Source organism: Pseudoduganella lurida (genome assembly GCF_007830455.1).
In the GTDB taxonomy this organism is placed as follows: Bacteria; Pseudomonadota; Gammaproteobacteria; order Burkholderiales; family Burkholderiaceae_D; genus Rugamonas; species Rugamonas lurida.
Genome location: NZ_VLLB01000019.1, coordinates 1 through 12,611, shown reverse-complemented (window position 1 = coordinate 12,611; position 12,611 = coordinate 1). Strand labels below are relative to the sequence as shown.

Sequence of the window (12,611 nt, the reverse complement as noted above, 5' to 3'; positions counted from 1 at the left end):
TTAAGCTAACTGATACTAATTGCCCGTAAGGCTTGTCCCTATAACCTTGACGGTTATAGTCAACAACAAGCATTTACCTGTGTTTGAGATACCCCGCTTTACTTCTTCCAGATTCAACAGTCGCGTTGCCCTACCGGGGACGAGACTGTGTACAAGTCATGCCTGATGACCATAGCAAGTCGGTCCCACCCCTTCCCATCCCGAACAGGACCGTGAAACGACTTTGCGCCGATGATAGTGCTGCAACCAGTGTGAAAGTAGGTTATCGTCAGGCTGTTATATAGAGAAACCCCCGTCAGTGATCTGGCGGGGGTTTTTCGCATTCTGCGCTGGGTATTTAATCGCTCAGTTGCCGGTTTTTGCAATTCGATTGCGTCTTTCCTGTCATCTTCCCGTCATACCGCTTTCATAAACTGGACCTTTTCCTTCGAAGAGGTTCGCATGAAGCTCCCGCGTCTTTCGCTGCTTTCACTTGCCGTTATGCTGGCCGCCTGCGGTGGCGATCACGATGATGCTCCGGTCGTCACGCCGCCCGTCAAGACGGTCAGCGGCACCTTCCTGGACAGCGCCGTCGAAGGACTGGAATACACGGCGGGCACTGCCGCGAAGGCCACGACGGCATCGAAGGGCGAATTCACGTGCGCCGAAGGCAGCGCGGTGAGCTTCGCGGTCGGTGGAATCGCACTGGGCAGCACCACCTGCGCCACCACGCTGACCCCGCTGCAGCTGGCCGCCAGCACGGATGTGAAAGACGTCAAGGTCGTCAACCGCCTGCTTGCGCTGCAGCTACTCGATGACGACAGCGATCCTGCGAACGGCATCCGCATCACCGCCGATGTGCGCACCGCCCTCGCCGGCAAGAGCCTCGACTTCAATGCTGCCGCCGATACCTTCAACACCGCCCTCGCTTCCGTGCTGACGGCAGCCGGCAGCAAGTACGCCGGCCGCGGCATCGACGCGAGCCGCCGCGCGCTGGTCCGTGAGCACTTCGAAGACACGCTGGCGTCCAGGGTCGGCACGCCCGTCGTCGAAAAATTCACGCAGGGCACTGTGGACGTGAGCGTCACCCGCTACCAGATCCAGGCCGACAGCAAGTTCTACATTCCCTACGAAGGCAGCAACGCCAAGGTGAAGGAAGAGTTCCCGCTCGGCTTCCTGCCATCGTACGGCTCCTCGCTCGCGTTCAAGGGCACCAATGCCAATGGCGACCTGGAGTTCTATGGCCTCACGGACCGCGGCCCGAATGGCGATGGCCCCAACGTTCCGTCCCTGAAGGGCACCGGCACCACCGGCAGCAAGATCTTCCCGTCGCCGAGCTTCACGCCATCGATCGGCATCATCACCGTTGGCAAGGCCGGCGCCGTCCTGGGTTCCGTCATGCCGATCAAGGCATCGGCAGGCGTGAACAGCACCGGCCTGCCGATCCCGGAGGGCACGCTGGGCAACTCCGCCGAAATCCCGGTCATGGACGCGCTGCGCTACGACCCGGCTAGCAAGGCCACCTTCGACGCCAACGGCCTCGATACGGAAGCCATCGTCGTCGATAAAAAGCGCAACGTGCTGTGGGTCTCGGACGAATACGGTCCCTTCATCGTCAAGCTCGACGCGGCGACCGGCATCATCCAGAACCGCTATGCCGCGGGATCCGGCCTGCCGGCGATCTTCGCCAAGCGCCGCGCCAACCGCGGCATGGAAGGCCTGACGCTCGACACCAGTACCGACAAGCTGCATGGCTTCCTGCAGAGTCCCCTCACCGACGGCAACGCGCCATACGCCGTCACCGGCAAGAACGAAGCGGTGGAGCGCTATGCCCGCTTCACGCGCTGGATCGAATTCGATCCGGTGACCGGCACCACTGCGAAGATGTATGCGTATCCCGTCAGCGCTGCCGACTACCAGGACGGCCGCACCGGTAACGCCAAGCTGGGCGACGTGGTCGCGGTTGGCAACGGCAAGTTCATCGTCATCGAACAGGGCGCCGACCCGACCGGCAAGGCCTTCAACAAGCTGATGCTGGTGGAGATCGCGGGCGCCACGGATATCAATGCTGCGGCCTTCAACCCGACGACTTCCGACCTGGAGAAAAGCTCGATGGCCGCGGCCGCCGTGAGTGGGGCCGACTGGTCGAAGGTCGTGCCGCTGAAGAAGACGCTCCTGCTCGACCTGAACGCGATCGGCTGGCTGGCCGAGAAGGCCGAAGGCCTGACGATGGTCGATGCCAACACGCTGGCCATCGCCAACGATAACGACTTCGGCATGAAGACCAAGGTGTTCACGGCTGCCGGCGACGTGGTGGCCGATGCGGACGTGACCAAATGCGAGATCAATGCCGCCGGCACCATCGTCACCAGCACCGCGGCCGGCTGCAATGCGGCAAACACGATTCGCGTCGCGCGCGGCACCGACCAGGAACGGCCGAGCCGCCTGTGGCTGCTCAAGTTCGGCAAGGCGCTCGGCAGTTACTGATCGTGTGCGGCTCTCCTGCCGGATCGCCGATAATGCCGGCAGGAGAGCAGCATGAGCGACTACGACACCCTGGCAGTACCCGGCGGCCGGCCCGTCAAGATGTGGACGCACGGCGTGCCGGTGGAAGCGGAGGCGAAGCTCCAGCTGGCCAATACCGCGAAGATGCCGTTCATTTACCGGCATATCGCCGTCATGCCGGATGTCCACGTGGGCAAGGGCTCGACGATCGGCAGCGTGATTCCCACCCTTGGTGCCGTCATTCCCGCCGCGGTGGGCGTCGATATCGGCTGCGGCATGATGGCCGCGAAGACCACCCTGAATGCGCGCGACCTGCCCGACAACCTGGGGCCGCTGCGCAGCGCCATCGAAAAGGCCATTCCCCATGGCCTGTCGCCAAGGACGCGCGGCTTCAAGGGCCGCGACGCCGGTTCCTGGCAGGACCCGCCTTCCGCAGTGGATGCGGCGTGGTGGCAGCTGAAGGATGAATTCGACGTCATCTGCGCGAAGACACCGAAGCTGCGCCATACCAACAACTACAAGCACCTGGGCACCCTCGGCACCGGCAATCATTTCATCGAGGTGTGCCTGGATGAGGAGGGCGCCGTCTGGCTGATGCTGCATTCCGGTTCGCGTGGCGTGGGCAACGCGATCGGCACCCACTTCATCGAACTGGCGCAGCAGGACATGCGCACGCACCTGGCTAACCTGCCGGACCGCGACCTGGCGTACCTGAAGGAAGGCACGCAGCATTACGACGACTACGTGCAGGCCGTCGGCTGGGCGCAGAAGTTCGCGCGCATGAACCGGGAGGTGATGATGCAGCACCTCGTCAAGGCCGTGCGCGGCGTGATCAGGAAGCCGTTCGAGGCGCATGTGGAAGCCGTCAACTGCCACCACAACTACGTGCAGAAGGAGCGCCACTTCGGGCAGGACGTGCTGGTAACCCGCAAGGGCGCCGTCTCCGCGAAGAAGGGGGAGCTGGGCATCATTCCCGGCTCGATGGGCGCGCGCAGCTTCATCGTGCGCGGCAAGGGCAACGAGGACAGCTTCACCAGCTGCAGCCACGGTGCCGGCCGCACCATGAGCCGCAGCGAGGCGAAGCGCCGCTACACGCGCGAGGACCAGGTGCGCGCCACCGCCGGCGTGGAATGCCGCAAGGACGAAGGCGTGGTCGACGAGATCCCGATGGCCTACAAGGACATCGACGCGGTGATGCACGCGCAGCGCGATCTCGTCGATATCGTGCACACGCTCAAGCAGGTAGTCTGCGTAAAGGGCTGACGGGGGCGGCAATGATCGAACTGGATGGCGCCACGGGCGAAGGCGGTGGGCAGATCCTGCGCACGGCGCTGACGCTGTCGATGATCACCGGCCAGCCGTTCCACATCCGGCACATCCGCGCCAACCGGCCGAAGCCCGGGCTGATGCGCCAGCATTTGGCCGCCGTGCGAGCCGCCACCACCATCTGCAATGCGCAGGTCAGCCATGCCGAAGTCGGCGCCACCGAACTCGCGTTCACGCCGCACAGCATCCAGGGCGGCGTGTACGAGTTCGCGATCGGCACCGCCGGCAGCACCACGCTCGTGCTGCAGACGCTGATCCCGGCGCTGCTGCATGCGGACGTGCCATCCGTGGTCAAGGTAAGCGGCGGCACCCACAATCCCAAGGCGCCGCCGGCCCACTTCATCGAACGCGCGTACGTGCGCATGCTCGAAGCGCTGGGGGCCCAGGTGGAATTCGAACTGAAACGCTTCGGCTTCCATCCGCATGGCGGCGGCGAAGTCTGCGCCGCCATCTGGCCCTGCACGCAGCTGCGCCAGCTGCATCTCCACGAGCGCGGCGCGTTAGGGCAGGCCCGTGCCGAGGCCTATGTGGCGGCGCTGCCGCTGTCGGTCGCGCAGCGCGAACTGGCGGCCGTCGGCAAGGCGCTCCATTGGCACGATCATCAACTGGCCGCGCACCCGCTATCGAACGACCAGGGGCCCGGCAATGCGCTGCTGGTCACGCTGGACAGCGAGCACGTCACGGAAGTGTTTTCGGCGGTGGGCGAAAAACGCCGGCGCGCGGAGGACGTGGCCGGCGATGCCGTTCTCGCGGCGCAGCGTTACCTGGCTTCCGGCGCGGCCGTCGCTGAACATCTGGGCGACCAGCTGATGCTGCCCCTCGCGCTGGCCGGTGGCGGCAGCTACACGCTCGATCACGTGTCGCAGCATGCGATCACGAACGCCGAAGTCATCGCGCGGTTCCTGCCGGTGCACGTAACGTTCGATGCGGGCGAGCGCCGCAGCCTGTGCACCATCGCGCCGCGCGGCTGACATCGGCACGCCCGTGGCGCATCAGTCCAGCATCGGTACCAGGTCCGGATCGCTGCTGGCCAGGGCGCGGCGATACGCGGGCCGTGCGCCGATGCGCTGCAGGTAGGCGCGGATGTTCTGCCAGGGCGCCAGGTCGAAGGGCTGGAACAGCCGCATCGTCGTCAGCGAGAACACGCTCATGATGTCGGCCGCCGTGAACTCGGCACCGGCCAGGTAGGGCACCTCGCCCAGCCGTGTCTCGACATGGGCCAGCACGCGGTCGAAGCGTCCCTGCACTGTCGCCTGCACGGGATGGTCGGCAGGCAGCTGCGCGCGGCTCACGAACAGCAGGCGTGTCAGCGCCGGCTGCAGGTTGCCGTTGGCGAAGTGAAACCAGTACAGGAACTGCGCGTAGTCCGGATGTTCCGGGCCCGGCTTCAGCCTTCCTTCGCCATGCTTGACGATCAGGTACTCGACGATCGCAGCCGATTCGGCCAGCAGCAGATCGCCGTCTTCGATGACGGGCGCCGCGCCGAGCGGATGGAGCGCCTTCAGTTCGGGTGGCGACAGCCGCGTGACCGCGTCGCGGGTGTAATGGCGCAGCGCGTAAGGGATGGCCAGTTCTTCGCAGAGCCAGACGATGCGCTCCGACTGGGAGTGGCCGAGGTGGTGGATGGTGATCATTCGGTGGTCCTGTTGGAAAGTGGATCGATGCGGTCATGCCCACGCACGGCGCTCGGTGCGAAACCGAAGCGCTCGCGGAAGCGGATCGCGAAGCGGGAAGGGGATTCATAGCCGACCGACAGCGCGATGGCGGAGACGGGCTGCGTGGTCGCCTGCAGCAGCGTCAGGGCGGTGGCCATGCGCGTGTCGGCCAGCAGGTCGGTCAGCGATGTCTGTTCCGCGGCGAGGCGGCGGCGCAGGGTGGCCTCGGACACGGCGAGCGTGCCGGCGATCCGTGCCGCGGTCCAGGAGTCGTCCGGACGCGCGCCGACCAGCGCCCGGATGCGGGCGGACAGGCTGGTCGTCCGGGGTGGCCTGGCAAGCGCGATGCCTTCTTCCAGCAGCCAGTGCATCACTTCGAGCATGCGTTGCCGCGCCACGCTCTCCGGTATGCCGGACGCGGGCCGCAGGGATTGCCGGGCTGCCTGAAAAGCGTTGGCGATCCCGGGCCGGATTCGTGGCAGCACCCACAGCGACGAAGGCGGCACATGCGCCGCGCGCTGGAGATAGTAAGGATCGTCGAGAAGGGTGGTGTCGAAGACCAGCCAGCGCGCCTCGTATTGTCCGCCGCCGTCCACGGCGTTGGTGAAGTCGAGCATCTGCCCGCCCGCCAGCACGATGGCATCGCCCGGCTGCGCGCGCACCGCGGTGCCGCGCTCGTTGCGTACGGACTTCGTGCCCCGGTCGACCAGGATCAGGGCGGGCAGCTCGGCCTGCATGCGCAGGATCTGCAGCTCGCGGCCCTGCAGGACGTGGGCAGAGATGCCGAGGCGAGGTTGCGCGTGCAGTCCACGGCTGGATGCGCCCGCATCGGCACTCATCGGCAGCTCCGCGCCAGGTGGTGGTACAACATCGTGGTCCCCGGTAGTCAAGACCTGCGTAGTCTAGCGTCCGGGGACGGCGGATGTGGTGCCGTACCGATCGGCTTTGGTGCCGATCCGCTCAGAACAGATATTGTGCGCTGAACCCGGCCGCCCAGTTGCGGTCTGGCGCCGCCTCGTAATAACGCTTGTTCGTGTCGCCCACGATCACCGAGCCCACATAGGTCTTGTCCAGCAGGTTGTTCAGACGGACGAACTCGCGGATGCGCCAGCCGCCCACCGGCTGCATCGCCTGGAAGCGCAGGTTCAGGATGCCGTAGCCCGGCGCGGCCTTCTCCACGTTGGTGTCTTCCGCATAGACCTTCGCGTTGGCGAATGCTTCCAGCGCAGCGCCATAGCGGCCGGCTTCCTCTTTCCACGCCAGCTCGCCGTAGGCCGTGGCGCGCGACGTGCCGGGCAGCCGGTTGCCATCTGCGACATTGGCAAACGCCGCATCGTAGATGGCGCGCAGGCCCGTCAGCGCCACGCGGGCCGAGAAGCCGCGGTCCCAGTTGGTGTCCGCCGACACCTCGATCCCCTGGCGCAGCGTCTTGCTGGCGTTGCGGTAGCTGGTGCGGCCGCCGCTCGATGCGTCGACCACCAGCTCGTCGCGCGTGCGGGCCTGGAACACCGCCACGTCGATGCGCGTGTTCTCGCCGATGCGCAGCTTGGTGCCCGCTTCCACGTGCGTGCTGCGCGCCGGACGCAGGTTGTAGTTGAAGCCGCCCGCCGTGCCGGAGTAGAACAGCTCATTGAGGGTTGGCGTCTCGAAGCCGCGCGCCGCGCTCGCATAGATGTTCAGGTCCGGCGTCAGCTTGTACAGCACGCCCAGCACGGGTGTCGTGCGCGAGAATGTCAGGCCGCCGCTGTCGTTGCCGTTGGCGAGGAAGTTGTCGTCCACTTCCACCTTCACGCGGCTGTGGCGCACGCCGGCCGTCAGGCGCCAGTCGCCGCTCTGCCATTCGGTCTGCACATAGGGATCGGCGTTCGACACCACGTCCTTTTCGTCGCGGCGCAGCCTGCCCTTGACGCCCAGCTGCGTGCCGGCGAAGTTCTCGTAGCCCGTGCGGTCGTCGTTGGAGCGGTCGTAGTCGATGCCGGCCGCGGTGCGCAGCACGCCCTGGTCGAAGCGGCGCACGTCCGTCCAGTTGATGGCCAAGCCGTAGAACTCGCGGTCGAAATCGACCACGCCGCCGGAGTGCGTGGCCGGGGCCTGGAACGCGCGCGAGAAGGCCTGGTACTGCACCACTTCGCGATTGCCGCCGTAGGCCATCAGGTGCAGGCGGTTCTCGCCGAAATACACGTCGTAGCTGGCGCCGACCTGGTTGTGATCGATGCTCTTGCGGGTGTTGTAGCGCTCCGCGTACGTGCGCTTCTGCGCTTCGGTATCGGTGGGATCGATCTCGCCGGCACGCGGGTCGCGCTGGAAGGTGGCCCACTGCACGCCCAGCGGATCCTGGGTGTCCTTCTGGTGCAGGTTGCTGGCCACCAGCGTGAGCTTGCTGCGCGAATCCGGGTTCACGGTGAGCTTGGCGTACTCCTGGTCGCGGCGCGCGGCGCTATGGTCGCGGTAGCCATCGGTCTGGAAGCGGGACATGTCGGCCACGTAGCCGATGCCGTTTGCGCGGCCCTGGGTGCTCAGGTCCAGTTTATAGGTGCCGTCGCTGCCGCCCATTGCCGACATTTCCACCGACGCGGGTTCCTTGCCTTCTTCCGTGAACAGCTGGACCACGCCGCCCGAGTGGTTGCCGTACAGGGCCGAGAACGGGCCGCGCAGCACCTCGATGCGCTGGGCGCGGTCCAGGTTGAACGTGGCCGCCTGGCCCTGGCCGTCCGGCATCGTGGCCGGAATGCCGTCCGCGATCAGGCGCACGCCGCGCACGCCGAACTGTGAACGGGCGCCGAAGCCGCGCGAGGAGATCTGCAGGTCCTGCGCATAATTCTGGCGGTTCTGCACCACCAGGCCCGGCACGGCCACCAGCGACTCGGAGGCATTCACGCGCAGTTGCGCGTCGCGGATGCGGCTGGCATCGACGACATCGATCGCGGCCGGCAGGTCGAAGCTGGCGTGCTCGGTGCGGCTGGCGGTAATGACGACGACGTCGGCCAGCGGCATGCCCTCCGGCGCGGTGGACGATGCGGTAGAAGCGGCTTCGTCAGGCGTAGCGGCCAGGACGGGAGCCGAAACGGCCGAGCCGAACAGGGCAGTAACGAGGGCGGCAATGGCGGTGGGTTGCAAACGGTGGTGCATGGGGTCTCCAGGAAGATGGGCCGCGGCTGCGCATGCAGGTCGTGGCCAGAATGGCGAGCAATATACCTGCCAACATCGTAACGTGACGCACGGCCGCCGGGCCCGCTTCATCCGGTTGCAAGGCTGTGTCATGGCTGCTCAAGTTTTGCACACCTGTGACAGCGTGGCGCAGCACTTGCCCCGCCATTCCGGCAGGCGCGCCCCGCGCAGCCGGTGGCACGGGCCTTGCGAACCTTTCCGGTCCACTGACAGGAGGGATGACATGGATCTTGCGGACATCAGCAAACTGGGCGTCGCCAATCCGTTCCGGCAGCGCTATGACAACTTCATCGGCGGCCAGTTCGTGCCGCCCGCGGGCGGCGAGTACTTCGCCAACGTAACGCCCATTACCGGCCTGCCGTTCTGCGAGATCGCCCGCTCGACGGCGGCCGACATCGAACTGGCGCTGGACGCGGCCCATGCGGCCAGGGCGGCCTGGGGCGGCACCTCGCAGGCCGAACGCGCGCTGATCCTGCACCGGATCGCGGACCGGATGGAAGAGCATCTCGCCACGCTGGCCACGGCCGAGACGATCGACAACGGCAAGCCGATCCGCGAAACGACCGCGGCCGACATCCCGCTGGCGATCGACCATTTCCGCTACTTCGCCGGCTGCATCCGCGCCCAGGAAGGTTCCGTGTCGCAGATCGATGCGGAGACGTACGCCTATCATTTCCACGAGCCGCTGGGCGTGGTGGGCCAGATCATTCCGTGGAACTTCCCCATCCTGATGGCCGTGTGGAAGCTGGCGCCCGCGCTGGCTGCGGGCAATTGCGTCGTGCTGAAACCGGCCGAGCAGACGCCCGCGTCGATCATGGTGCTGGTCGAGCTGATCGCCAACCTGCTGCCGCCGGGAGTGCTCAATGTCGTCAATGGCTTCGGGCTGGAAGCCGGCAAGCCGCTCGCCTCGAACAAGCGCATCGCCAAGATCGCCTTCACGGGCGAGACGGTGACGGGCCGCCTGATCATGCAGTACGCGGCGCAGAACCTGATTCCCGTCACGCTGGAGCTGGGCGGCAAATCGCCGAACATCTTCTTTGCGGACGTGATGGATGCGGACGATGCGTTCTTCGACAAATGCCTGGAAGGCTTCGCGATGTTCGCGCTGAACCAGGGGGAGGTGTGCACCTGCCCGTCGCGGGTGCTGGTGCAGGAATCGATCTACGACCGCTTCATCGAACGGGCGCTGGCGCGCGTGGCATCGATCCGGCAGGGCAATCCGCTCGATCCGGCCACGATGATCGGCGCGCAGGCCTCGCAGGAGCAGCTGGAGAAGATCCTGTCCTACCTGGCCATCGGACGAGAGGAGGGCGCCCAGGTGCTGGCGGGTGGCGAACGCAACACGCAAGGGGGCGACCTGGCCGGCGGCTATTACGTGCAGCCGACCGTCTTCCGCGGCGAGAACACCATGCGCATCTTCCAGGAGGAGATCTTCGGCCCGGTGGTTTCGGTAACGACTTTCAAGGACGAAGAGGATGCGCTGCGCATCGCCAACGACACGCTGTACGGCCTGGGCGCCGGCGTGTGGACGCGCGATGGCGCACGGGCGTTCCGCATGGGGCGCGGCATCCAGGCCGGCCGCGTGTGGACCAACTGCTACCACCTGTATCCGGCCCACGCGGCCTTCGGCGGCTACAAGCAGTCCGGCATCGGCCGCGAGAACCACCGCATGATGCTGGACCACTACCAGCAGACCAAGAACCTGCTGGTGAGCTACAGCCCGAACGCGCTGGGCTTCTTCTGATGGAACGGGTCGTCGCCACTGCGGCGGCACTGGAGCTGATCGCCGCGCTGCGGGTGCGGCATGGTCCGCTGCTGTTCTTCCAGTCGGGTGGCTGCTGCGATGGCAGTGCGCCGATGTGCTATCCGGCCGGCGAGTTCGCGCTGGGCGATACGGACGTCCGGCTGGGCGAGCTCGATGGCGTGCCTTTCTACATGGGGCGCGACCAGTTCGAGTACTGGGCGCACACGCAGCTGATCATCGACGCGGTGGACGGCAATGGCGGCATGTTCTCGCTCGATAACGGTACCGGACGCCGCTTCCTGCTGCGTTCGCGGCTGTTCAGCGATGCGGAAAACGCGGCGCTGCTACCGGTGCGCGGCGCGTAGGAGATTGCGGTCTGGTGTTCTCCTTATGGGCGGCTTCGGCCGCCTTTTTTTTGTCTTTCATTCGCACCAGGCGCTCAATTCCATGACACTGCTGCGGCACGCTGGTCCGATTCGGGACAGCTGCGAATATTCCTCCCTCTGGCAGGCACAGGCACACAACTTGCGCGGCAGCGCATGCATCGCTGCGATGCTCGATCGACAACAACAGGGAGACTGTCATGAGAAAGATGCTGTTGGGATGTGCCGTGGCACTGTGTGGGCTGCCCGCCGCGCAGGCTGTCGATATCAAGGCGGGCGACTGGACCGTCAATGTGGGCGGCATCGTCAATGCTTACTACACGCATGTGTCCTGCTCCGGCGCCGAAGTGGGCGGGCTGGCGCTGGGCAGCCGGGCCATCGGCTGCGGCGGCGAGGATGGCCGCACCACCATCGGCAATGGCCTGCTGCCGAATGGCCTGGTCACCTCCGCCACGTCGCGCCAGGGCGACTACGACATCAAGGCCCACATCGGCATCTACCACGCCACCGCCACGGACAGTGCCATCGACCAGAACAGCGATGTCGATGTGCGGCAGGCTTACTTCAGCTTCGGCAACGAGAGCCTGGGCACTGTGAAGCTGGGGCGCGACAACGGCATCTTCGGCAACAACGCCATCTTCGGCGACATGACGCTGATCGGTGCCGGCGCCGCCACCCAGGCCACGCAGCGCGGGCGCGTCGCGCTGGGCCACATCGGCGCGGGCTATACCTATGTCGGCTATTACGGCCAGATCGCGTGGACCTCGCCGAAGGTGTCCGACATCACGGTCGATGTGGCGCTGGTCAGCCCCGTCGACGATTCGCCGATCGTGGCCGCGAAACGCTACAAGACCAAGTCCGCACCGCAGGTCCAGGCACAGGTGATGTATGCCGCCGAAGGCCTGAAGGCCTGGCTGGGCGCGAAGACGCAGAAGTTCTATGGCGCCGAAACGGGCATCGATGATTTCACGATGGCCGTGTACGAGGCAGGCGTGTCGTGGCAGGGCGGGCCGGCCGGAGTGCTGGTGAATTATCAGGCCGGGCGCGGGTTGGGAATCCTGTCGGATGCGGACCAGGGCGATGTGCGCTCGAAGAACTGGTTCGTGCAGGGGACCTACAAGACCACCGAGAAGCTGAAACTGGGGATCAGTTACGGCATGAGCCGGAACGATCGCGATGCAGTGGGAACGGCAGGGCTGCGGTCGAATGCCAATGTGACCGCAGGCGCCTACTACTCGCTGAACTCGTTCATCACGCTGGTGGCGGAGCTGGGCCAGACGAAATCTAAGGCTTTCAATGGCGGAGAAGGGAAGATGAATGGCGGTGCGGTGGGCGGCATCATTCTCTTCTAGAAGTGCGGAAATATGGATGAGTTCGGATTACGCGAAAAAACATGCTGCGAGGGTCTTGCAGAGCGGGAATGGCTTTGTTATGATTCTGTCCCTCGCAGCGAACAACGCAGAAATGCAGAAGCAGCGAGATGTTGAAAGCGCCTGGCGCTGACGACGAAAGTAGGAAAACGAGGGGTTGACGAGCTGCACGAAACACCGCATAATCTCATCTCTCTGCTGCTGACAAACACAACGATTTGTCGACGAACCGAAGGGTTCGACAGCGATGGCCGAAAGGCAGAATTCTTTAACAATCAACAGTCGATAAGTGTGGGCGTTTGATGGAGTGCCCGGGGCTTCGGTCCCGATAACTCAAAATATAGCATCAAACGCTCATACAGTAATAAAACGCAATTTTCGAAAGAAAGTTTCGTCAGTTATTTGAATGGGCGACCAAGTCCGCAAGGACTTTAAACAGAGATTAAACTGAAGAGTTTGATCCTGGCTCAGATTGAACGCT

At 65.1% G+C, this 12,611-nt stretch carries 9 protein-coding genes and 1 rRNA gene; 7 read left to right on the top strand and 3 right to left on the bottom strand.

Annotated elements, in window-relative coordinates:
• Positions 1-161: 161 nt before the first annotated feature.
• The 4 genes from rrf (at position 162) to rtcA (ending at position 4,781) form a co-directional block, all read left to right on the top strand.
• Positions 162-274: ribosomal RNA gene (gene rrf / locus IP91_RS25830) — 5S ribosomal RNA — on the top strand.
• A gap of 167 nt (positions 275-441) precedes the next feature.
• Positions 442-2,466: an esterase-like activity of phytase family protein gene (locus IP91_RS26825; RefSeq protein ID WP_145653499.1), complete on the top strand. Its 2,025-nt coding sequence runs from the start codon at positions 442-444 to the stop codon at positions 2,464-2,466.
• A 51-nt stretch (positions 2,467-2,517) separates the two neighbouring features.
• Positions 2,518-3,747 carry an RtcB family protein gene (locus IP91_RS25820; protein ID WP_145653497.1) on the top strand — a complete coding sequence of 410 codons (1,230 nt, stop codon included), beginning with the start codon at positions 2,518-2,520 and terminating at the stop codon, positions 3,745-3,747.
• A gap of 11 nt (positions 3,748-3,758) precedes the next feature.
• Positions 3,759-4,781 (top strand): RNA 3'-terminal phosphate cyclase, encoded by a 1,023-nt coding sequence (rtcA, locus tag IP91_RS25815; RefSeq protein ID WP_145653495.1) that lies wholly within the window; start codon positions 3,759-3,761, stop codon positions 4,779-4,781.
• A 21-nt stretch (positions 4,782-4,802) separates the two neighbouring features.
• On the opposite strand, the gene IP91_RS25810 is transcribed toward rtcA, so the two are convergent.
• The 3 genes from IP91_RS25810 to IP91_RS25800 form a co-directional block, all read right to left on the bottom strand.
• Positions 4,803-5,444, bottom strand: a complete 642-nt coding sequence (locus IP91_RS25810) for a glutathione S-transferase family protein (RefSeq protein ID WP_145653493.1) — start codon at positions 5,442-5,444, stop codon at positions 4,803-4,805.
• Positions 5,441-6,304, bottom strand: coding sequence for a helix-turn-helix transcriptional regulator (locus IP91_RS25805; protein WP_145653491.1), 864 nt, complete (start codon positions 6,302-6,304; stop codon positions 5,441-5,443). The genes IP91_RS25810 and IP91_RS25805 overlap by 4 nt, the downstream gene beginning before the upstream one ends.
• Positions 6,305-6,425: 121 nt before the next feature.
• Complete coding sequence (locus IP91_RS25800) at positions 6,426-8,594, bottom strand: TonB-dependent receptor family protein (protein WP_145653489.1); 2,169 nt, start codon at positions 8,592-8,594, stop codon at positions 6,426-6,428.
• Between the two features lie 262 nt (positions 8,595-8,856).
• Here IP91_RS25800 and adh point away from each other — a divergent pair, with 262 nt between their 5' ends.
• The 3 genes from adh to IP91_RS25785 all read left to right on the top strand — a co-directional run bounded on the left by adh (position 8,857) and on the right by IP91_RS25785 (position 12,112).
• Positions 8,857-10,377, top strand: a complete 1,521-nt coding sequence (gene adh, locus IP91_RS25795) for an aldehyde dehydrogenase (protein WP_145653487.1) — start codon at positions 8,857-8,859, stop codon at positions 10,375-10,377.
• Positions 10,377-10,742, top strand: a complete 366-nt coding sequence (locus IP91_RS25790; protein ID WP_145653485.1) for a DUF779 domain-containing protein — start codon at positions 10,377-10,379, stop codon at positions 10,740-10,742. The genes adh and IP91_RS25790 overlap by 1 nt, the downstream gene beginning before the upstream one ends.
• A gap of 218 nt (positions 10,743-10,960) precedes the next feature.
• On the top strand, positions 10,961-12,112 hold the full coding sequence (locus IP91_RS25785; RefSeq protein WP_145653483.1) for a porin: 1,152 nt from the start codon (positions 10,961-10,963) through the stop codon (positions 12,110-12,112).
• Positions 12,113-12,611 lie beyond the last annotated feature (499 nt).